At 51.2% G+C, this 22393-nt stretch carries 15 protein-coding genes; 6 read left to right on the top strand and 9 right to left on the bottom strand.

The genetic code is table 11. From position 1 onward, the window contains the following. The first annotated feature begins 240 nt into the window (after nucleotides 1–240). Entirely contained in the window at nucleotides 241–2940 is a 2700-nt protein-coding gene (locus ACTOY7_RS03065) for a GH36-type glycosyl hydrolase domain-containing protein (protein WP_482670909.1), read from the top strand. Nucleotides 2941–3146: 206 nt separating this feature from the next. Further along, a complete protein-coding gene (locus ACTOY7_RS03060) occupies nucleotides 3147–5558 on the top strand; it encodes a glycoside hydrolase family 94 protein (RefSeq protein WP_482670908.1) in 2412 nt (803 codons plus the stop codon). A gap of 102 nt (nucleotides 5559–5660) precedes the next feature. On the opposite strand, the gene ACTOY7_RS03055 is transcribed toward ACTOY7_RS03060, so the two are convergent. The 3 genes from ACTOY7_RS03055 to ACTOY7_RS03045 form a co-directional block, all read right to left on the bottom strand. Then, entirely contained in the window at nucleotides 5661–6446 is a 786-nt protein-coding gene (locus tag ACTOY7_RS03055) for an AraC family transcriptional regulator (RefSeq protein WP_300884919.1), read from the bottom strand. A gap of 118 nt (nucleotides 6447–6564) precedes the next feature. Next, nucleotides 6565–7353, bottom strand: coding sequence for a hypothetical protein (locus tag ACTOY7_RS03050; protein WP_300884917.1), 789 nt, complete (start codon nucleotides 7351–7353; stop codon nucleotides 6565–6567). A 279-nt stretch (nucleotides 7354–7632) separates the two neighbouring features. Beyond that, nucleotides 7633–8715 carry a hypothetical protein gene (locus ACTOY7_RS03045; protein ID WP_300884916.1) on the bottom strand — a complete coding sequence of 361 codons (1083 nt, stop codon included), beginning with the start codon at nucleotides 8713–8715 and terminating at the stop codon, nucleotides 7633–7635. A 281-nt stretch (nucleotides 8716–8996) separates the two neighbouring features. On the opposite strand from ACTOY7_RS03045, the gene ACTOY7_RS03040 reads away from it, so the two are divergent. The 4 genes from ACTOY7_RS03040 (at nucleotide 8997) to ACTOY7_RS03025 (ending at nucleotide 13910) form a co-directional block, all read left to right on the top strand. Next, nucleotides 8997–9680 carry a response regulator transcription factor gene (locus ACTOY7_RS03040; protein WP_300884915.1) on the top strand — a complete coding sequence of 228 codons (684 nt, stop codon included), beginning with the start codon at nucleotides 8997–8999 and terminating at the stop codon, nucleotides 9678–9680. After that, nucleotides 9677–10663 carry a sensor histidine kinase gene (locus ACTOY7_RS03035; protein WP_482670907.1) on the top strand — a complete coding sequence of 329 codons (987 nt, stop codon included), beginning with the start codon at nucleotides 9677–9679 and terminating at the stop codon, nucleotides 10661–10663. The genes ACTOY7_RS03040 and ACTOY7_RS03035 overlap by 4 nt, the downstream gene beginning before the upstream one ends. A 137-nt stretch (nucleotides 10664–10800) precedes the next feature. Then, nucleotides 10801–11475 (top strand): ABC transporter ATP-binding protein, encoded by a 675-nt coding sequence (locus tag ACTOY7_RS03030; RefSeq protein ID WP_300884911.1) that lies wholly within the window; start codon nucleotides 10801–10803, stop codon nucleotides 11473–11475. A 2-nt stretch (nucleotides 11476–11477) separates the two neighbouring features. Continuing rightward, nucleotides 11478–13910, top strand: a complete 2433-nt coding sequence (locus tag ACTOY7_RS03025; protein WP_482670906.1) for an ABC transporter permease — start codon at nucleotides 11478–11480, stop codon at nucleotides 13908–13910. A 189-nt stretch (nucleotides 13911–14099) separates the two neighbouring features. Here the strand turns inward: ACTOY7_RS03025 and rbsK are convergent, their stop codons facing one another. The 6 genes from rbsK to ACTOY7_RS02995 form a co-directional block, all read right to left on the bottom strand. Beyond that, on the bottom strand, nucleotides 14100–14993 hold the full coding sequence (rbsK, locus tag ACTOY7_RS03020) for a ribokinase (protein ID WP_160281874.1): 894 nt from the start codon (nucleotides 14991–14993) through the stop codon (nucleotides 14100–14102). A 224-nt stretch (nucleotides 14994–15217) separates the two neighbouring features. Then, nucleotides 15218–16237, bottom strand: a complete 1020-nt coding sequence (locus tag ACTOY7_RS03015) for a LacI family DNA-binding transcriptional regulator (protein ID WP_482670905.1) — start codon at nucleotides 16235–16237, stop codon at nucleotides 15218–15220. Nucleotides 16238–16367: 130 nt separating this feature from the next. Beyond that, complete coding sequence (locus tag ACTOY7_RS03010) at nucleotides 16368–18680, bottom strand: glycoside hydrolase family 3 protein (RefSeq protein WP_482670904.1); 2313 nt, start codon at nucleotides 18678–18680, stop codon at nucleotides 16368–16370. A 57-nt stretch (nucleotides 18681–18737) separates the two neighbouring features. Next, nucleotides 18738–19061 (bottom strand): MFS transporter, encoded by a 324-nt coding sequence (locus tag ACTOY7_RS03005; protein ID WP_482670903.1) that lies wholly within the window; start codon nucleotides 19059–19061, stop codon nucleotides 18738–18740. A 38-nt stretch (nucleotides 19062–19099) separates the two neighbouring features. Beyond that, nucleotides 19100–19642: an MFS transporter gene (locus ACTOY7_RS03000; RefSeq protein WP_330690637.1), complete on the bottom strand. Its 543-nt coding sequence runs from the start codon at nucleotides 19640–19642 to the stop codon at nucleotides 19100–19102. Between the two features lie 193 nt (nucleotides 19643–19835). After that, entirely contained in the window at nucleotides 19836–22241 is a 2406-nt protein-coding gene (locus tag ACTOY7_RS02995) for a GH39 family glycosyl hydrolase (RefSeq protein WP_482670902.1), read from the bottom strand. Between the last annotated feature and the right edge of the window lie 152 nt (nucleotides 22242–22393).

Genomic DNA, 22393 nt, shown 5'->3' with positions numbered 1-22393 from the left:
TGTCCCTGCGCGGCTGTGCGCGTCATATTATACTGAGCGGCAGATTTATCTGGCGCTCAATATAACATTTCAGGTCATGATTCTGATATTTTTCTCATGATTCTGATTTTCATAATTTCACTCTTTCTATTATGATGTTTCTATACCTGAGGAACTGCCGGAAAAACTCATGCGTCTTGATGAGCGGCCGGAGTTATGGAATGCCCTGTGGGTATGAAACAGCAGGAAAGGAGCAAAACATTGAAACATCTGAAATTTATTGATGAGCACGGCAGCTTTGTGATGGAGCGGCCGGAAAATACGAGTTACTTATACTTCCCGCTTGCTTCCGAGGCCGGATTGAAAAGCGCCGTTACGCCGAACCTGGGCGGGGATGCCAAAATTGACCAGGAAAGCTTCCTTTTAGAGCCTGTCAGTTCCGAGGATCTGCACAGCAGCCGTTCCGGGCGCAACTTCTGGTTTGTAAAAAATGACGCAGAAGTATATTCAGCCGCGGGTGTCTCTGCGCGGCAGGAGGCGGATAAATTCACCAAGCTGCAGGATGACAGCGAATTGACAGCCGGATTTATGCGTCACACGATCAAAAGGACTTCCAGAGTCCACCAGCTCGAAACCACGGTGACTTCCTTTATCCCCAACGGGGAGCAGGCGGAGATCATGTACGTGACCGTGCAGAATATTTCAAATACCATGCAGAATCTGACACCTTACGCTGCCGTCCCCATCTACGGGCGCAGCGCGGACAACATCCGGGACCATCGGAATGTAACCTCCATGCTCCACCGCATCCGCACAGACCGGCACGGAGTTTTTGTCTGCCCCACCATGTCCTTTGACGAGAAGGGGCACCGTCCCAACAGCCGGATCTATTATGTCATGGGCTGCACGGGGGCGGGCAGCGCGCCGGCTGCTTTTTATCCCACTGTGGAAGCGTTCCTCGGAGAAGGAGGCACCTTTACGCGCCCCCGGGCCGTATACGAGGGATATCCCGGATGTCCGGCCCATACCTCCGCGGCAGGAAAGGAAGCCATGGGCGCTTTCCGTTTTGAGCCGATTTCCCTGGCTCCCGGCGGGCGGGCGGACTACATCGTCCTTCTGGGAACGGAAGAGAGCGAAGAACGCATTTCCCGCATTTTTGAAAAATACAATACCTCCGAAAAGGTACTGCATGCCCTGGAGGATACCAAAGCCTGCTGGCAGGATCAGGTCTCTGTCTGTTTCCGCACCGGGGACGCGGATTTTGACTGCCTGATGAAATGGATCTGCTTTCAGCCGTTTCTGCGCCGCCTGTTCGGCTGCTCCTTCCTGCCCCACCACGACTACGGCAGAGGCGGACGGGGATGGAGGGATCTCTGGCAGGACTGCCTCTCCCTGCTGCTGATGGAGCCGGACCAGGTGGGCAAAATGATCGCCGCAAATTACGGCGGCGTCCGCGTCGACGGGACCAATGCCACCATCATCGGCAGCGGAGACGGCAATTTCATTGCGGACCGGAACGGCATCCCGCGGGTCTGGATGGACCACGCGCTCTGGCCGCTGATGACCACCAGGCTCTATATCGACCAGACCGGGGATATCGAAATCCTGAACAAATCGGTTTCCTATTTTAAGGACGCCCAGACCATGCGGGGAAATGCCGTTGATTCCCTGTGGGAGCCGGAAACCGGAAACAGACAGCGCACCGCTGCCGGAGACATTTACACCGGAACGATCTTAGAGCATCTTCTCATCCAGCAGCTCACCGCCTTTTATGAGACAGGCGCGCACAATATCTGCCGTCTCCGCGGCGCGGACTGGAATGACGCTCTGGATATGGCTTCCGAGCACGGGGAAAGCGTGGCCTTCACCTGTGCCTACGCCGGCAATCTGCTGGAGCTTGCGGCCATGATCCGCAGCCTGGATGAGCATTCCTCCTCACATACCGCTGAGCTCCTGGAAGAGATCACGATCCTGCTGGACAGCAGCTCTGAAGCCTTCGGCGACATTGACAAAAAGCGCCGGATCCTGTCCGACTATACCGCGCGGTGCAGGCACACGCTCAGCGGAAGGCGTGTCCGTGTTCCTCTCTCCTCCCTTACGGTCAATCTGATCCAGAAGGCCAACTGGCTCATGGAATACCTGCGGGAGCATGAATGGATCGAAGGCCCCGACGGGGAAGGCTGGTTCAACAGCTACTACGACAACCACGGCCGCGCGGTGGAGGGCTTTTTCGGAGACCAGGTCCGCATGATGCTGACAGGACAGGTCTTTGCCATCATGAGCGGAACTGCGCAGGACACGCACATCGAAAAGATCACCAAAAGCGCTGACCATTATCTCTATCAAAAGGAGATCGGCGGCTACCGCCTGAACACAGATTTTCATGAACTGAAATTCGATATGGGGCGCATGTTCGGATTTGCCTACGGGGAAAAGGAAAACGGCGCGGTCTTTTCCCATATGGCCGTCATGTACGCCAACGCCCTCTATCGGCGCGGCTTCGCGAAAGAGGGCTGGAAAGCCCTGAAAACCCTTGCCGATACGGCCCTGGATTTTGACACCAGCCATATCTACCCCGGCATACCGGAATACTTCCGCTCCGACGGCCGCGGAATGTACCACTACCTGACCGGCGCCGCAAGCTGGTTCATGCTCACCATGATCACCGAGGTCTTCGGCGTCCGCGGAGAGTCCGGCAGCCTGGTCCTGTACCCCAAGCTCCTGGCCTCCCAATTCGATGAGGAATGCCGCGCCGCCCTCACCGTCCCCTTCGCCGGCAGACTTTTTACAATCATATATGAAAACAAACAGCGGAAAGATTTCGGCTCCTACCGCATCGCCTCCGCCGCCTGCGATCAGGCGCCGCTCGCGGTCAGCGAAGATGCCTATGTAGTCCTCCCACGCGAAACCCTGACCGCCCTTCCCAATGCGCGGCATACTATCACTGTAACTCTGCTGTAAACCTGTACGTTTCAGCCGAAAGCGCAGCTCAGACAAAAATCATTGTCCAAAGGAACCTCTCAAAAAACGCCGGCACTTAGCGAGGTTCTTTCGAGCTTAGTACCGCTGCGTTTTTTGCGAAGCGAAAGCGGGGTGACGCGGACAATGATTTTTGTCTGAGCGTCCCCCCCTCTCTAAACCACATAAAAGAAAGGAAACATTCCCCTATGAACTACGGATACTTTGACTCCCTGAACCGAGAATATGTGATCACCCGCCCGGACACCCCGGCCCCCTGGGTCAACTACCTGGGCTCCCCGGAATACGGCGCCATCATTTCTAACAACGCGGGAGGCTACAGCTTTGCAAAATCCGGCGCAAACGGCCGGATCCTCCGTTACATTTTCAACAGCTTCGACCAGCCGGGGCGCTACCTCTACCTCCGGGACAACGACTCCGCCGACTACTGGTCCGCCTCCTGGCAGCCCGTCGGCAAGTCTCTGGATCTGTGCAGGTACGAATGCCGCCACGGCATGGGCTATACCGTAATGACCGCCGACTACAGCGGGATTCGCTCTGAAGCCGCTTATTACGTCCCCCTCGGAAAATCCTATGAGGTCTGGACGCTTTCCGTCTCCAATCATTCGGAGCGGGCCAGGGACCTGACCCTGACCGGCTATGCCGAATTTACAAACCACAGCAATTACGAACAGGATCAGGTGAATCTGCAGTATTCCCTGTTTATCACGAAGACCCTATTTGAAAAGAACCGGATCATCCAGCAGATCCACGGCAATCTGGACGCCCTCCCGGAGGACGGGCAGGTGGATTCCAAGAATGTGACCGAGCGCTTCTTCGGACTTGCCGGAGCCGAGGTTGCTTCCTACTGCGGAGAAAAGGAGCATTTTCTGGGGAAATACCACGGCTACGGCAATCCCCTGGGCGTCATTTCCGGCAGCCTGGGAAATGTGGACAGCTACAATGAGAATTCCTGCGGCGCCCTTTCCTGTCAGGTCACGCTGGCGCCGGGGGAAACGAAGACCATCCTGTTTGCGCTCGGACCGGACGGCTCCGAAGCCGCGGCTTCCATCCTGGATTCCTATGCGGATCCGGCAGCACAGACAAAAAAGGAGCTGCAGGAATTAAAGTCCTTCTGGTACGAAAAGCTGGATCATTTAAAGGTCCGTACTCCCAGTCCGGAATTTGACACCATGCTCAATACCTGGAACGCCTACAACTGCTTTATGACATTTATCTGGTCCAGGGCCGCCTCCTTCATCTACTGCGGGCTGCGAAACGGTTACGGCTACCGGGATACCGTGCAGGATATCCAGGGCATCATCCACCTCGCTCCGGAAATGGCGGCGGAAAAGCTCCGCTTTATGCTCTCCGCCCAGGTCAGCCGCGGCGGAGGACTGCCCCTTGTAAAGTTCACCCACTGCCCGGGACAGGAGGATACGCCCGATGACGCTTCCTACCGGCAGGAGACCGGGCATCCGGCCTACCGCGCGGATGATGCCCTGTGGCTCTTTCCCACGGTCTGGAAATATATTTCCGAAACAGGAAATCTGGATTTTCTGGATGAGATCATCCCCTTTGCGGACAAGGAGGAAGATACGGTTTACGGGCATCTGCAGCGCGCAATCCAGTTTTCTCTAGATCACCTGGGCCCCCACGGCATGCCTGCCGGGCTCTACGCGGACTGGAACGACTGCCTGCGCCTGGGCGCGGACGGGGAGTCTTCCTTTGTAGCCATGCAGTTTTACTATGCACTGGATATTTTAAAAAGATTTGCTGAATATAAAAAGGATGCGGACTATGTAAAATATCTGGAAGAAAAGCTGGCGGAGGCCGGAACCATCATCCAAACTCTGTGCTGGGATCAGGACCGGTTTATCCGGGGATATACGGAGCATGGAGAGCGGATCGGCGCCCCGGCTGATCCGGAAGCCAGCCTATGGCTGAACCCCCAGAGCTGGGCGGTCATCAGCGGGCTTGCCTCTCCCGGCCAGGCCGATGCGGTACTGGAAAATGTATATAAGAATCTAAACACAGACTACGGCGCCCTCCTGATGGATCCGCCTTACCATGCGCACGCGTTTGACGGCGCGCTTGCCGTCATCTACAACCAGGGGACCAAGGAAAACGCAGGCATCTTTTCCCAGTCCCAGGGATGGCTGATCCTGGCGGAAGCCCTCCGGGGGCATGGGGAACGCGCCTTCACCTACTTTATGGAAAATGCCCCGGCCGCCCAGAATGACCGGGCGGAGATCCGCCGCCTGGAGCCCTACTGCTACGGCCAGTTTACGGAAGGCCGCGCCAGCGAACATCCGGGCCGCTCCCATGTCCATTGGCTGACCGGCACCGCTTCCACGGTCATGGTCGGATGTGTGGAAGGGATCCTGGGTCTGCGTCCGGATCCGGAAGGAATCCGGATCGCCCCGTCCATCCCGAAGGGCTGGGAGCACCTGGAGATCGAGAAGGATTTCCGCGGAAAGCATCTGCATATCCGAATCGAGAACCCGGACGGCAGGGAATCCGGTTTTCAAAAGCTGATCCTCAATGGGAGGGAACTGGACAGCAGCTATATCCCCGCCGGAATTCTTGAGGAAGAAAATGAGATTCGGCTGATTCTCTGAAAAATGTCCGCCTGTAGGCTGCTAAACTGAGATTTCGGATTGCAGCCGTACAGGCGGAAAAATGTTACGGCGCAGCATCTGTCATATGCTGCGCCGTCTGTTTTATAGATTTTCCTGATCCTCTCCGATCTCATTTTCCCCATCGATATCCCACTGGATCATATGATTGATGTCCCGGTATTTCTTCGGGGTCATGCCCACAGCTTCACGGAACTGCTGTATAAAATGGCTCTGCGAAGAGAAGGACAGCCGGTTCGCGATGTCGATCATGGAATACTCGCTGTACTGCAGCAGGTTCTTTGCCATCTCGATCTTCTGCCCGCGTATATAGGCGCTGACGGAATCCCCCGTCTCCTTCTTAAACAGCCGGGAGAGGTAGCTGGAAGAGACCCCCAGGGCATCCGCCAGGTCTTCGATCGTGATCCGTTCCTTGATATGGGAATAAATGTACTCCTTGCAGGCATTGATATGCCGGGAATTGGTATCGCTCCGGCTGATCCTCCGCATCTTTTCCGCATAGTCCAGAACCATCGAGTCGTGCAGATTCCGCACCCCCTGTACCGTATGGATATCGTCCAGCTTCTGAATATAAAAATCGCTCATCCGGAACGCCTGCTCCAGTTCCATCCCCTTCTGCTTGCAAAGACGCGTGACCATTGCCGTCGTGATCACAAAATGATACTTCAGGTTTGTAACCGGATTCCTGGACAGCACGCCGACTCCCTCACTGTCAAGAAACCGTTCCTGCTCGCAATTCTCCCGGACTGCGTCCAGATCCCCATTGGTCACTGCCTGGTAAAATAAAAATTCTTCTGTCGGCGGTCTGTGCTCCACCTCATCCAGATCATCCTCGGCTTCCAAAAGAAGCCATTCATCCTGATAGCCCATAGTGTTCCCCTTTTCCTGCGGTTCCCTGTCATTCGCTTTCCTGCACATCAGAATACCAATGTCCCGGGATTCCGGGGCGGCGCGGCGGCGGCATATGGAGCTTATGACACAGAATGTGTCATAAAATTTTACCAGCCATACAGGCGGAAATTTTATTCGGAACACATTCCATTATCTTCATCACTTCCGCTTCGGCATCATGCCTGTTTTCCTTTATAAAATGGATATAGTCTGATGCCATCTGCAGTTCCAGTTTTTTTGCTTTTATAATCTCAAAAAAAGTGATTCCCTGCAGCATCTTTTCATAGTCTTCCAAAGTAAATGTCAAAATATAAAAATCCTTTCCATCCTTTTTACTCTTTTCAACCATTCTAAGAACTTTTGTCAAACCATATGCATCCTTATAGCCCTCGGAATCTCCTGTTAACCCCTTTTGTGTAAAAATAATCCCAAATGAAATACCTGTAACTACCATCAAGCTGTAAAATTTCCCCACATAAGTTACGCCCAACGTCGAACTGAAATTTTTACATTCCCCCAGAAATATATCCTCGTCTATCGGGATAAGTTCTCTGGAAAGCTGAAAACTCTTCATCGCCTGCTTTCCCCTGTCTGAGAGAACAATCACTTCATCTATTTCATTTGTCTCTGTTTTTACATTTTTAAAAATTTCAAAAAAGTAGCTTTTCTTAATAATAAACTCCACTAATTCTTCCAGCCGATCGCCTTTAGACTTCGTAGTTTCGACAGTTTTATCATAAGGTTGCTTCAAATTTTCCAGCAGCATCTTAAATTGATTTTTGTCATTTTCTGTCCATTTTATAAATCCTTCAAACTTATCAAGATCATTCTGTACAATCTGGTCGAGATATTCTCGGAGGTTAAAATTGTCCATCTTTTTATTCATAGTCTTATCACCTTATACAAGACTATAATGTTGTCTTCCAGTGATAATGGCCTTCCGCAAAAATCACAATATAGGTCAGGAGTAAATTGCTCTAATGACTCAAGAAATATCCCTTTACTTTTATTGCAGTCAAAGCAATATATTTCATATAGGTTCTCCAGATATCCCTGCTTCTTCAACTCTTCCAGGATTCCATAGGCAGTCTTTATATCTATCGCCAATTTTGATTTCAACTGCCCTGGGTAAATATAATCGCCTTCTTCTATAGCTGCAAAAAATTCATAATACTTTTTCTGTTGATATGGAGTCAGCTGATGTTGCAGCTGTAAGTTCTTTATAGCATTGCATAACGTATTCTTTGACACTGCTCATCATCTCCTCTCTGATTAACTCACCATAAATCATAAACAAGCTATAATCCGTATCTTTATATTTATGTGTAATACCAAATTTTATTCCGGATTCATCTATCCTGATCTTCACAACAGGCATATCTGATTTTACTTCAATCTTGTTCAGAAAATCTCTTAATCTGTCTCTGATTTTCCGGGTGCTGTCATTCTGTTCAAACAGTTCTTTCTGTTCCTCAATAAACTTATCAAGCTCTCCCAGTATCGGAATAATGCCAGCCTCGTCTTCATAAGCCTCCAGATAAGCTGTTGTACCATTTCTCGTCATTCTCTGAGCAACAATCGTAATGTCATCTTTCTCAGATTTCATATAATCCACTACCGCTTTAAAGTCAATATCTATTACCTCAAGCTGTATATTTATTTTCAAAAAATCTAAAATTTCAGCGACCTTGCTTTTGTAAAAAGTATAAGAATTTTTATATGCGATACCTACCTGATCAAATCGGATTTCCAAAAGGCTGTTCTCTTTATCAATCACTGCCAGCATTATATATTTTATTGTATTTCCAGCGTCATTTTGAAGCATATAGGAAAACTTGATATATATCGTTTCACCCAATATATAAATTGTCGGTTTTTTCAGATCATCTACTGCCCTCTGTTCCTTTTTATCAAAAACATTGACCTTTCCATTTTCGACCAATTGCTGTATTTTTTGAATATTCAGAAAAGTATATTCAAAATAACAAAAATGACGATATGGTTTTCTGTATTCATATTCCTCAATCAATGCCAGAATATTTTCTGATTCTAACATATGTTTTAACTTATCGTCTAATGTCTCGTCGGCAGTCACGTCTATACTATCCGTGAAATTCAATGTCATCTGTGGACTGCGTTTTTTATTATTAATAATCAGTCCTTCATTAACTGCCTGTTTCAAAATAATTTTTTTAGTATAAGATGGGTAGGAATCCAATACCGTACTTTTAAAAATATCTTTATTCAAAATGTTTATTTCGCCTCCATTATCTTAACAGTTTTCGTAACATACCAAATAGGCTCCATATCTTTTTCCATTTATATGATTCAGTGTACCATATTTGTAGGAAAAATACTATCATTTTTCACATCGCAATGCATCTGCCCCATTGAAACAATGTCCCGGGCTTGCTATACTATCAACAGCAGAAGAGGAGTTACATGTCCCATCTTGACTAGGCGTGACCTGTAACGAAGGGGATTTCTTTCCCCGCATCCATCCACTCCAACAGAAAGAAGAATCACACCATGCAGACACAAATTTTAGTCATCGAAGACGACGAACTCTTAAATTCCGGCCTGTGCTATCACCTCCAGAAGCGCGGCATCACCCCCTTTTCCGCATATGGTATCGAAGAGGCGAAGTCCCTCCTGACGCAGGAGCATTTTGACCTGATCCTGCTGGATGTCAATCTGCCCGATGGAAATGGATTTGATCTTGCCAGGGAAACCATCTCCCGCAGCAATGTTCCCTTTGTTTTCCTGACGGCTCACAATTTGGAGGAGGAGATCATCCAGGGGCTGCGCTTTGGCGCGGACGATTATATCGTAAAACCGTTCAGCGTTAAGGTGCTGATGGAGAAGATCCAGACTGTACTGAGAAGATGCTCCGGCGCGCAGGGACAAAAGGTCTATACGGCCGGAAGCCTGTCCGTTGACCTGGAAAACCGGATCGTAAAAAGCCGGGGGAACGTGGTTTCCCTCACACCCACGGAGTTTGAGATATTGGAAGTATTCTGCCGGAACCGGGACCAGATCCTGACCAAGGACATCCTTCTGGAAAAGATCTGGGACCGGAAGGAAAACTATGTCAATGAGCATACTCTTTCCTTAAACGTGAGCCGGCTGAGAAATAAGATCGCAGACGGGGAGCATGAGTATATCAAGACCATTTACGGCTTAGGCTATAAATGGGTCGGAGGCCGCAAATGACGGGGGGATTGGCCGCAGCCGTTTTGTTCTGCGGCCTGATCAGCCTGTGCATTTATTTTCATTTCCGCAGGCAGTTTGTCCGTCTTTCCTCGGAGCTCTGCCGCTACGCGGAACAGGTCATGCAGGGAGAGTCTCTGCCCGACCAGCAGAACCGGGAGACGCTCACCTCCAAGGTGGTGATGGAACTGGAGAAAATGGAACGGATGACCGCCCTGCGTCTGGAAGAAAGCAGAAGGGAAAAGCAGCAGCTCCTGGAAATGATCTCGGAGATCACCCATCAGATCAAAACGCCGGTTTCGAATCTCAGGATGTACTGTGAAATGCTGTCGGAGGAAGAAGCGCCGATGTTTCCGGCCGCATCGGATTTTGTATCAGCGGCAAAGGATCCGGCGCAGCAGGATACGCCCGGTCACGGGATCACCTGCAGCAGCCCAAACAAGATCATGGAGCAGCAGCTCATCAAGCTGGATTTTCTCCTGGACACGCTTTTGAAGGCTTCCCGGCTGGAAACGGATATGATCCATCCGGACATGGAAAACCGCAGGATCCTGGACACGCTTGCGGCCGCCGTCAATAATATCATGCATAAGGCCGAACTCAAACATATCGAGATCTCTGTGGACTGCCGCTCCTCGGTCCAGGTCTGCCACGACAGGAAATGGACGGCGGAGGCCATTGAAAATATTCTGGACAACGCGGTGAAGTATACGCCGGAAAATGGGAGCATCCGCATCTTGGTCCGGGTCGGGGAAATGTATTCGGAAATCCGGATACAGGATACAGGAAGGGGAATCGAACCTGCCCATATCAACGACATTTTCAAACGGTTTTACAGGGAAAAAAGTGTGTCGCAGGAGGAGGGCTTAGGGTTGGGATTGTATCTCGCAAGGTATATCATTACTCTGCAGAAAGGGTATATCGCCGTCCGCTCCGCGCCGGGGGAGGGAAGCTGCTTCTCCGTCTGTCTCCCGAACCGGGTCTGAACCGGGCGCCTTTAAATGTTTCGGTTTTGATACTTTTCTTTTTGAATTTGAAACAGGATCGATACCATTCACGCCTATCATAAAGATACCAACTGTACGGTTGGGAAAGAGAACGAATACATAAGGAGATGATAGACATGAATATTTTACGCACCAATGATCTCAAAAAATATTACGGCGAAGAGCCGGTTCTGGTGAAGGCCCTGGACGGGATCACCATGGAGATCGAGCAGGGCAGTTTTACCGCGGTTGTCGGGACCTCCGGCTCCGGCAAGAGCACGCTCCTCCACATGCTGGGCGGGCTGGATACGCCCACAAGCGGGAGTGTCGTCGTAGACGGCCAGGAACTGAACGGGATGGACCGGAACGAGCTTACCATTTTCCGGAGGAGAAAGATCGGATTTATTTTCCAGAACTACAACCTTGTCCCGAATCTGACCATATATGACAATATCGTCCTTCCGGTGGAGCTGGACGGCCGGGAACCGGATGAAACGTATCTGATGGAGGTTGTCCGCACCCTGGGACTGGGGGATAAGCTGTCGAGAAAGCCCGGCAAGCTGTCCGGAGGGCAGCAGCAGCGCGCGGCCATCGCAAGAGCGCTGGCCGCGAAGCCCGCCATCATCCTGGCCGACGAGCCGACTGGAAATCTGGACAGCCGCACAAGTCAGGAGGTGATCGGCCTGCTCCAGACCACCAGCAAAAATTTTCACCAGACCATTGTCATGATCACCCACAACGATGAGATCGCCCAGTCAGCAGACCGCACGATCCGCATCGAAGACGGAAAGATCGCGGAAAGCAGGTGGTAACTATGGGACTGAACAAAAACAATAACCGCCGGCTGCTTTTCCGGCTTGCCAAAAATAACCTGCTTTCCAAGAAGCTGTCCGCCTTCTTTTCTGCGCTGTCGATCCTGCTGGCGGTCCTGCTGGTCTCCACCCTTTCCCTTTACCTCATGGGCTATCATTTTGCGGAGCAGCAGATCCTTGAAAAAATGCAGCATGTCATTTATATGGATGTGACCGCCGAACAGGTGGAGGAATTGGGAAATGATGAGCGGGCCCAGCTTTCGATCCCTTACAAATTCAGTGAAACGGATTTTCAGGCAGGAGACGCCAAATATCATTATACCTTCTTCGGAAGCCATGACGCGGCCATAGAAACCTATCAGCTTGCAGAAGGCGCGGCGCCCGAGAAGTATAACGAGATCGTGGTGGACAGGGCCTTTGTAGAAGCATTGGATAAAGCAGCGGATCCGGACTCCGCGGCGGCTTTGGAAAACGGGGGCAGGATCGGTTCCTCTGTCACTCTGGACACGGGAAATGGTATGGAGGAATTTGTCATCACCGGACTGACGGAGAAAGCATTTCCGTCTTCCTCATACAGCGTCTATGTCTCCCGGGAATTTGCGGAGAAGAGCGATCTGATGAAGCAGATCCCCTATGAAGCCCTTGTGCGTCTCCGAGATACGGACGGCATGCCTTATACCGAATTTACCACGCTGATCTACCAGCTTGCCGCCGATCATGGGATCAGCCGTCCGGACGTCAACCCCAATGGGAAATTCGGCGAATCGCTCCAGAAAGGGAACTCCGGATTATATGTCGTTTTCTTTGTCGCTGTCCTGCTCTTTTTTGCAGGCGGCCTTGTGATCTACAGTATTTTTTATTTTTCCGTAATGTCCCGGGTGCGGCAGATCGGACAGTTCCAGACCATTGGGATGACTCCGGTGCAGGTCCGGAAGATGATACGCCGGGAGGGCTGGCTGCTCAGCGCAGTCTCCATTCCCACGGGGCTGCTGCTTGGCGGGATCATCGCGTATATCCTGCTGCCGTCCGGATGGAATTGGAAAAATTATGGGATCATCTGTCTCCTTGCGGCAGCTGCGGCGAGCTTCATTGTACAGTTTTCCATCCGCAGGCCCGCCTCCTTTGCGGCAAAGATTACCCCGGTGGACGCGGCAAAGAGTACAGGGAATGATGAAGCGGGCGGGCATTTTTCTCTCTCCCGCCGCAGGCCCTTGTCCCCATACACACTGGCCAGACTGGAAAACCGGAGCAGCCGGAAGAAATGGTGGCTTACGACAGCGTCCCTTGCCTTGGGCGGCCTCCTGTTTATGGCTGCCTCCACCTGGAATGCCTCCTGGGACAAGGAAGCATTTTCCAGGCAGGATTTTTTCCGAAACGGGGAATACGTTCTCTCTTATCTGTACAGCCACACGTCGCCGAAAACTTACGGGATCACAGACATGCAGCTGACCGGCCATCTGAGCGAGGAGCTGGAGCAGCGCATCCGGCAGATTCCCCATGTGAAGGATGTACAGACGGCACGCGCCGCGACAGGCGTGATCGAACGCAATGGGAGCACATTTACTCAGCCCTTCTATCCCCTTACGGAAAATGATACCGAATATTTTCAGTTGGACGCCGAGGGGAACAATACCTATGAATATCTGGCGGAGCACGATGCCATCCTGATCACCAGGCCGGAACTTTACGAGCAGCTCACCGGAGCCTCGTTTGTACCCGGAGAAATGCTGACCGTCCGGTATTTTGACGGAGAGGAGCATCAGATTGAACTGGAGGTTGCGGCCGTCGCATCGGAATCCGTTGCAGATCCGGCTTCCGGCGGCGAGGATGAGTTCTGCATGACAGACGTAACTATGAAAAAATTGTGGAAAAATATGAATACCGCGTATCACTTCACCATTTCCGCGGAGGATTACGAAAAGAACGGGCTGCAGATAGAAGAGGATCTGAGAGAACTGATCAGCGGATATGACGACCTCAGCCTCTCTACACTGCGGGAACAGATGCAGGAGGATTCCGTTTCGATCCGGGCAAATCAGACCCAGATCTATGGACTTTCCCTGTTCATCATTTTGTTCAGCCTTTTCAATTTGGTCAATACGCTGATCGGCAGCTTCGCCTCCCGGAAAAAGGAGCTGTCCATGCTGGAATCCGTAGGGATGGAGCAAAAGCAGCTGCGCGGGATGCTTCTGTGGGAGAGCCTGCTTCTTGCGCTGCCGAATCTGGTCATCACGCTCACGGCAGGGTCTCTGGCCGGATTTGGATTGATACGGTATATGAGCCGGACCGCCCCTTATCTGCATTACCGGTTTCCGTTCGCGGCGGTGGGATTGTATATCGCGGCCATGGTCCTTCTTCCCATGGCGGTGTCCTACGGCTGCCTGAAGGAGCAGGACAGGACGTCTCTGGTGGAAAGGATCAAGTATCAGGATTGATAGGGGCTATCGGTTAATACTGATTTTTAACCCCTGACAAGCAGGGATGAGACGATTCCGCAGAATTCAGATTTTTTTAAGCTGGAATTCATTGCGGGATCGTCTCCTTCTGCATCATGGTCTAAACCCATTTTTCAACGGCTGCCCCCGCACGACTGGCAGCGCCTCCCTGGACAGCAAGGCCTTTTGTCACCACCGCGGCATTGCAGACCTGACTTCTTCGAGAGTCGGCATTCCGCCCTGCGCCCCGAATTTTTCTGTGGACAGCCCGGCCGCGGTGTTGGCAAATGCCAGTGCATCCGCGATGCCCTTCCCTTCTGTGACCGCAACAGTAAACGCGCCGTTCAGGGTGTCCCCGGCCCCGGTGGTATCGACCACGTTTGATTTTCTCGCAGGTACAAGAATGACCTCCCCGCTTTTCAGGCAGGTGCTGACCCCCCGGGAGCCCTGGGTGATCACCAGCTTTTCTGGATATTTCTTCATCATTTCCTCAAAGGAAATGTCCCTGCCGAACAGGATCACGGCCTCATGTTCGTTGGGGGTCAGGTAGGTGACCTTCTCCAGGGTCTCCTGCTTCACCGGTCTTGCCGGTCCTGGATTCAGGACTACCTTTACGCCGCTGTCCGCACAGAGGGCAATGACATACTCCACGGTCTCCTGGGGGATCTCGTGCTGAAGCAGGACGATCTCACACTCCAGAATGGAATCCTTCACTTCGTTCACATAATCAATGTCTACATGGTCGTTTGTACCCGCGACTACAATGATCGTGTTGTCATTCTCCCCGACCGTGATCATCGCCAGACCGGTAGGCACCCCCGGAACCACCTTGATGTGCCCGGTTTCTACGCCTGTGTCCCGCAGGTTCTTTACCAGGCTTTCCCCGGCCGCGTCGTCTCCCACGCATCCGAACATCTCCACCTCTGCCCCCAGCATTGCCATGGCCACTGCCTGGTTGGCGCCTTTTCCCCCCGGGATGTACTGCAGATCCCAGCCTTTGAGCGTCTCACCCTTCAGCGGGATCCGCTCCGCTTTTACAGTCATATCCATGTTGATACTTCCTACTACTCCGATCTTTCCCATGATCTTGTATCTCCTTTTCCATATTTTATATTATGCATTATAAACTTTTATATAAAATTTTCAATAGTTTTTATAATAATTTTTATAAACATTGCAAGCAGCGGGGTATCAGGCTCTCGAAGAAGTAAGAGCAAACACGTAGAAAAGGCCGATCTGCACAAGGCGGATTGACCTTTTTTACTCAAAATTGACACTCAGGTAGCGCGTTTCCAGATCCTGCAGATTTATCCAGCGCCCGGTATCACCTCTCTGACACTCCCCCGCTCTACAAATTCCGCGCAGACCTGGATCTTCACCTTCGCCTTGCTGTCCTTCCCTTCCGCTGACAGAAGCTCACGTACCGCCCGGGCCCCCAGCTCCTGCTTATATACATGCACCGTGGATAAGGGCGGGTCCGAGACCAGCCCGTAGGCCACATCGTCAAAGCCGATCACCGAGATATCTCCGGGGACGCCGTACCCGCATTCCTTCATCGCCTGCATGCATCCGATCGCGATCACGTCGTTATCCGCGAAAAATGCCGTCGGTACCTCTTTTGCCTTTTCCAGATATTCCTTCATGCTCCGGTAGGCAGTCTCGATCCTGGTCCCTACCGTCGCGATATATTCCGGCTTTACAGAAAATCCGCGCTGATTCATCACCTGATAATAGCCCATTTCCCGGGACCGGAACGCCTGGATCCGGGATTCCCCCCGCAGATATCCGATCTTTGTATGCCCCTTTTCCACCAGATATTCCACAGCCCCCGCGGCGGCGTCCGTATCATTGATGAGCACGCTGTCAAAGGCGTATCTGTCGCTCCGCCCGTCCAAAAGGATGATCCGGTTCTTGGCGGCGGCGTAGGGCCCGTAATCCTCTTCCAGCATCTCGGTTCCCAGGAGCACCACCGCGCTCTGCATATCCGTCAAAATGTCGTGAAGCCGCTCCTGATAATCCGGGTCATTGATGTCTACATAGCAGAAAATGGTCTCATAGCCCATAAGCTTCGCCTGACGCTCCACCCCTTCGATCACTGCCGGATGAAAGGAACTCTCGTCAATGATCTGCCCGTCCCTCCGGAATATGACAAACCGGATCTTCGTGATCTCCTCCTCCGCGTGGTAGCCCAGCTCCTCGGCGGCCTTCCATATCTTTTCGGCAGTTTCCCTGTTCACTCCCTTTTTGCGGTTCAGCGCGTTGGAGACCGTAGACATGGAAAATCCGGTTTCCTCACTGATCTTACGAATATTTACCTTCATGATCATTCAGTCCTCTCATTTCAAGTAAATATTATTATAACATACTTCGAAAATTTTAGGGGATAAAATAAAATTTTACAGGCGGCAGGAATCTAAGCTTTTTCGGTTCCTGCTGCCTGTTTTCTGGATTTTAGACTTATCGATATCTCCTTACTCTTTCGTCTTCGATTACCTGTGAAAAATCCATCCCATACGCAAAGTCATACTTATGACCGCATGTATCCTCATAGCATCTGACATCCCGCGGAACATCTTCTTGCTGCTCTTCTACCGTATCCATATCCGCGGGGATTTGAAACGGAAGAAGCCCGGAAGGGGTATGCCTTCCTGTGATCACCTCAAGATACGCCTGCTTCTGGATCTCAAATCCCATCAAAACAGCATCCGCAAGAGGCTCAAATTCGCTTACGACCATCGGCCCCGACGTATCCACGACCGCAATGACAGGCTTCTCTCCCATCGCCTCTTTTGTCTGTAAAAAGACATCCAGATGCTTTTCATTGGCACAGGTATTCGTTTTGCCCAGATAAGCTCTGTCCGAAGCCTGGTATCCGCTGGATACTCCGGAAGTGTTTCCCCGGGAACGGAATTCCTCTTCCTGATGCGCATAGCAGAACGGGTCCCCTCCCGCAATGCTTTTCTTCCGCCCCTTCTGCGATGTATAGGGACGGTACTGCAGCGTAAGCGGCACATAGCCCTTCTCGCGGGAATATCCCGGCAGCATGGGCTTGGGGCTTTCCATAAATACGATTGCGGCATCGGCCTCCTCCGGGCTGTCGACCGGTGTAAAATACTGGCCGGCCAGTGCCTTCTCCAGCCACGGATGGCCCGGGACGCGCAGATCTTCCGCAAACAGCGCGGGCATTCCGTACAGCCAGGTTTCCGGGCATTCCGGGATATATACCTTCGTCCCCGGTTTCATCGGCAGAACCTGCCCTTTATTTTTCAAAAGCACCACCGAGTCCTTCTGCGCCTGAAATCCGGCTTCCATAAAAGCCGCGTTTCCAACCACATGCCTGCTTTCCTCCGTATCCACATAGGGATTCTCAAACAGCCCGGGCCGGAAAATATTTTTCAGGATCCGTTTTGCCGACCGGCGCATCCGTTCCTGCATCACCTCTTCCCCCGACGAGGCGCAGCCCATACGGTATGCCGCAAGCACCGGCGCCTTTTTTGTATTTCCGCCGAACTGGTCCACGCCCGCCATCAGTGCCTTGTAATGCCTCTCCTCCACACTCAGATGTGCGGTTCCCCAGTTCATCCCGGATATCATCTCATCCGACGAACAGGTATCCGTGATCCCCCAATCCGTACAGACAACGCCGTCATATCCGCAGGTATCCCGCAAAAGCTCCTGGACAATATATTTGCTGTAGCTGTTCCCCACATTTTCCCCGTATTTTTTATCAATCCCATAGGAAATGGTATAGTAGGGCATAACCGAGGACGCCTGCCCCGTCTTTCCATCCAGACGGAACGCCCCTTCCGTAAATGGTTTTAAATGCTCTTCAAAATTCTCCCCCGGATAGACCGCGTATTTTCCGTAAGAAAAATGAGCATCCCGGCCGCCCTCCCCGGTTCCGCCGCCGGGCCAGTGCTTCACCATGGCATTGACGCTTCTGCTTCCCCAGCCGTCGGGGCTTTCCTCCGTTGTCTGGCAGCCGTCCACATAGGCCCTGGCCAGATCCACTGTAAGCTTTGTCCCTTCTCCAAACGTCCCGTTATACCGGTTCCATCTTGGCTCACTTGCCAGATCAATCTGCGGAGAAAGCGCGGTCACGATCCCCAGCCCTCTATATTCATCCGCAAGGATCTCGCCAAACCGTTTTACCGTCTCCGGACAAAAGGTTGCCGCCAGGCCAAGCTGGGAAGGCCATTGGGAGATCATCCCTCTGGCGCCCACAAAAAATTCCCCGTTGGAAGCCGCGCCGTGCCTGGGATCCGAGCTGATGCTGGCTGGAATCCCCAGTCCCTTCCCTTCGCAGAACTCCTGGATATGATTATTCCATTTCGCAGCCGCCTCTGCCGATTCCACGGTGGTCAGTAAAATGTGCCGGACCTGGTCCGTTTCCAGGAATTCCTTCTGCTGATCCGTGAGCTGCGTAATATCTCCGTGTTCCATATCAAAAGGCTTTCCATCATAAGTCCCGGCAAAACGCTGGTTAAAGGTATCCCCCTTTCCCGGAGACGTGACGGTCTGATGGCTGCTGTAGAGCATCAGCCCGGCGATCTGTTCCATACTGAGCCTGGATGCCAGATCCTCCGCAGACAGCCTCCAGTCCTCATACTTTTCCAGCCTGCCGCTTCCACTGAGATTTTTAAACAGGTATCCGTCCTCCTCCAGAAGCTTCACCCCCGACTCCGGAGAATATGCGATGTCCTTCCCGCCCTCATTTCTGACCAGGATATAGCCGTCTTTGATTTCTTTCTGCCATTTCTTCTCTGCCATTCTGTCAAACCTCCATCTTTTCCGGCATTTTTATGTACCTTCTTTTCCAGGCTTATTCTACTTGGCTGCCATTTTTCTCTCATCCAGATCAGATGCGATCTGCCTCATCATTTTGTCATCCAGCTTATAGAAAAACAACGGAATCGTAGAGACCACAAAGCAGGCCGCGGGTATCAGATTTACTACCGCATTGATCCCCATTTTTACGGCTTCGGACTGCTCTGCGCCTGCCACATAGCCTGCTGCCGCCAGCAGCAGAACACCCACGGAGCCTGTAATCGCCGTTGCGAGCTTTACGGAAAAGCTTGTGACCGCAAAAGGAAGCGCCTCGTCCCGGATGCCGTATTTCCAGTCGCCGTATTCAATACAGTCACATACCATTCCGATCCCTACGCCGGCCGTAGAGTTGGAATACCCGATTACTGCGCTGAATATAAGATCACCGGCATCGCAAATGCGGAGAGCAGCATACTGATCACGGCGCTTGCCACACTTTTTGCCGCCGCATAATTTGTACGCACCCGGGAGTCTCTTGCGATCCGGTTCAGCAGCCCCGAATAGCTCAGGTTTACCACCGTATAGGCCATCCCCGTCGCGATATAGCAGCTCAGGCAGATCGCAACCTTTGCGGCACCTTCCACCGGAAATACGGTAAAGGTCAGGATATTGAACACGGCCAGAAACGGCGGGCCGATCATAAGGTAAGGACGGAACTTCCCCCACCGTGTCTGTGTACGGTCTGCCAGAAGGCCCATCATCGGATCGTTTGCCGCGTCCCAGATCCTTGCCACCAGCATGATAAAAGAAATCGCCGCGGCCGAGAGTCCTACGATATCCGTATAAAACAGGGTCAGATAGGAATTGATCATATACCAGCTCAGCTGTGACCCCACCTCCCCGAAGCTGTAGAACAGGCCAAGTGTCTTGTTCGTTTTTTCTTGTGTAATCGCCTTTGTTTCCATGTTTTCTCCTTCCTGATGTTGTATCGAATGTATTTTTATTTTAGCAGGACTGCTTTTTATTTCTCATCAGAAAGGACTCTGTTATCATCCCTTTTTTTATCCTTGTTCATCTTCTCTGATTTAAACAGAGCAAAAACTTTGACCAAATTCTTGTCTTTTTCATGTCAATCTGTTCCGGACCGCGGCAGACTTCCTACCATCTTTCCATAACCTCGATCCCCTGTATCTCCTGGGCATTCAGACATGTCTCAATCACCAGCGTCCCATTTTCCGCCTGGATATGTGACACTTTTATCCCGGGCCGCGTGACCGCCCGCAGATAATCCATTTCCGCGGAAGCAGGTTCATTCTCAAACCCTGTTTCCATCCATTTGTTCTGAATATTGCCATGCTCCTGATTTACCGTATAGATTTTGACACGGTACTCGCCGGGATGTACATTGTGTATTCGAAATAGAAATGCCTTCTTTTCCGTATTTTCAAAAAAACGGTACTGGTGTTCTGCTTCAATCTCATTTTCTTCTTCCAAATAGTATCGAAAATTGAAGTGCTTATAATTGTGGCAGCATATAAAAAATGAAGCTTCCCCATCCCCTGATATGACCGCGTTGTCGTTCCATGCCAATACGTCCTTTTTGAGCCTGTTCATAAAATCGAAGGCGTAATATGCCGGTTTGCAGATTCCGCCCTTGGTGAGTATCCCGCCTCCGCCGAAAAGTCCCTTTTCCGTATCCGTATAGTCATACATCAGATCCATCATTTCCCAATATGACAGGATCTTTGCCTGCTCCCGGTTTTGTATCAGGTTCTTCATAATATACGCGCCGTTAAAGCAGCTGTCGTTGAATACATTGCGGTTAGACAGGGTAAAGCTCCAGTCCAAAACATAAATCTCCGAAGTCCTTATCCCCTTTTCCCGGATCAGCTCCCGTGTCTGCCGTAACAGATGATACAAAAAGTCGGCGTCCGTGGTGTATGGGTTTTTGCCGGCCGCGAACGGATTTTCCCGCCACAGATATGGAAAGCTGTTTAATCCGATAAAATCGGGCTGGGCACCGCGCTTTCTCCAGATTTCCAAAAGCGTTCGAAACTCGTCTCCATGAAAATTCAGGCACAGTCCGGTGCTGCCGATCTTAAGCTCCGGAACGTAGCTTTTGAAAATCGACGCGACGGCATCAAAGGTTTCCAGATATTTATCCATACTGCCGTAATTCTCTCTTCCGGAATTATTTTCGATGCCGATTTTCCAGTGCCGCACCTGCTCCGGCCCGTAGCGTTTCAGCCAATGTATCATCAGCTCTGTCAGAAATCCTTTATTTGACTCTAGGCTGCAGAACTTTTCTCCATAATCCACCTCTGTCAGGATCGTGTGGTAATTCGCCATGATGCCTATATTCCGAAACCCAAGCTCCAGGAAGGGAGTCAGTCCTGTCTCGATCAAAAAGTCAATCTCCTTATCGAGAAGGCTGAAGTTATATTCCGTCCGGTAATCCCCGAGCCGGATCATCATCTCATCGGACAGCACGTTCCAGACCCTTCCATATTGGAACCGCAGGCTTTTCTGGAGAAATCTGACCTGACCGCATACGTCATAACGGAGCAGATCCTGAGCTTTTCCGATATTAAGTACCTGATTCCAGTTTTTTGCCAGCGTCTCCCTTTCTCTGCAGTCTGCTTCCAGTATGGATACATCCTGATCTGAAGTCTCCGCTTCGACCGCGCCGTTTGCAAGCAAAAAATCATCAATTTTTTTCTGCATTTCCTCTGTCAATTCCATTGACGGTGCCTTACGGCTGCTCTCCTGCTGCTTTTGCCGGTACTCTGTCGGCGACATGCCGTAGCTTTCCTGAAAGCTTCGGTTAAAGCCTGTGATCCCGGAAAATCCATTGTCCATCGCGATTTTCAGCACGGTCTTATCCGAGCAGACCAGTTCTTCCACCGCATACTCCAGACGGATATTCTGAAGCAGCTTCAGAAAACTCATATTCAGGTTTTTCTTAATATATCTGGAAAGATAGGTCGGGGAAAGGAACAACTGATCCGCCAGCTTTTGAAGCGAGATCTGCTCTCTGTAATTCATTGTGAGAAAGTCAAAGATCTCCTTCATTCTTTCACTTTGGTTTCCGCGCCGGAAGTCATGTCCCTGCAGTTCTTTTTTTACAAGAAATTCTGAACTCAGGATGTAGATCATCTGATAATAAAGGCTGTTCCGGTAAGCATTTGCCTGCCCTTCCCTGCTCTGCTCATACTGAAAGATCTGCCAGACGCAGCGCCGCAATTTTGCATATCCGGCCGAAGCCTCTTCTGCTTTCGCCGAATCACACAGAAAGTATAACTGTTCTCCATGGAACAGGTCGGTTAACTGCCTGTAATCTATCCGGAGGCTTGCCAGCAGTACATCTCCTTTTCCCTGGTATTCGTGCCGCACATTGGAATTGATCAGCAGAAATTCGTTTGGACGCAGTACATGTTGCTCCGATTCATACCGCAGCTCTAATATGCCGTCCAGAAGATAGACGATCTCTACCGCCTGATGGAAATGCATGCTCTGTGATCTGATCGTTGAAAAATGGCAGGTCACAATTTCTCTGTGTTCCATAGTGTCCCTTCCTTCTATAATCGAATCGGGTTTTGTTGGTATTCCCAGCATTGCTGAAAAATGTGTGATTTTGGAATATCATATCTCATCCGGGTTGTTTTTGCTATATCAATTCTGACCTCTTGTGATCGGATGCGCGCGTCAAATCCCTT

The organism is Schaedlerella sp., from assembly GCF_056796775.1.
The sequence above is the reverse complement of the archived record's forward strand: the minus strand, read 5'-3'. Positions and strand labels throughout refer to the sequence as shown.

What these genes read in the sequence shown, in the direction of transcription:
- ACTOY7_RS03060 (WP_482670908.1), top strand. Translation starts at nt 3,147, where the DNA reads ATGAACTACGGATACTTTGACTCCCTGAACCGAGAATATGTGATCACC.
- ACTOY7_RS03055 (WP_300884919.1), bottom strand. Translation starts at nt 6,446, where the DNA reads ATGGGCTATCAGGATGAATGGCTTCTTTTGGAAGCCGAGGATGATCTG.
- ACTOY7_RS03050 (WP_300884917.1), bottom strand. Translation starts at nt 7,353, where the DNA reads ATGAATAAAAAGATGGACAATTTTAACCTCCGAGAATATCTCGACCAG.
- ACTOY7_RS03040 (WP_300884915.1), top strand. Translation starts at nt 8,997, where the DNA reads ATGCAGACACAAATTTTAGTCATCGAAGACGACGAACTCTTAAATTCC.
- ACTOY7_RS03035 (WP_482670907.1), top strand. Translation starts at nt 9,677, where the DNA reads ATGACGGGGGGATTGGCCGCAGCCGTTTTGTTCTGCGGCCTGATCAGC.
- ACTOY7_RS03030 (WP_300884911.1), top strand. Translation starts at nt 10,801, where the DNA reads ATGAATATTTTACGCACCAATGATCTCAAAAAATATTACGGCGAAGAG.
- ACTOY7_RS03025 (WP_482670906.1), top strand. Translation starts at nt 11,478, where the DNA reads ATGGGACTGAACAAAAACAATAACCGCCGGCTGCTTTTCCGGCTTGCC.
- rbsK (WP_160281874.1), bottom strand. Translation starts at nt 14,993, where the DNA reads ATGGGAAAGATCGGAGTAGTAGGAAGTATCAACATGGATATGACTGTA.
- ACTOY7_RS03015 (WP_482670905.1), bottom strand. Translation starts at nt 16,237, where the DNA reads ATGATCATGAAGGTAAATATTCGTAAGATCAGTGAGGAAACCGGATTT.
- ACTOY7_RS03010 (WP_482670904.1), bottom strand. Translation starts at nt 18,680, where the DNA reads ATGGCAGAGAAGAAATGGCAGAAAGAAATCAAAGACGGCTATATCCTG.
- ACTOY7_RS03005 (WP_482670903.1), bottom strand. Translation starts at nt 19,061, where the DNA reads ATGGTATGTGACTGTATTGAATACGGCGACTGGAAATACGGCATCCGG.
- ACTOY7_RS03000 (WP_330690637.1), bottom strand. Translation starts at nt 19,642, where the DNA reads ATGGAAACAAAGGCGATTACACAAGAAAAAACGAACAAGACACTTGGC.
- ACTOY7_RS02995 (WP_482670902.1), bottom strand. Translation starts at nt 22,241, where the DNA reads ATGGAACACAGAGAAATTGTGACCTGCCATTTTTCAACGATCAGATCA.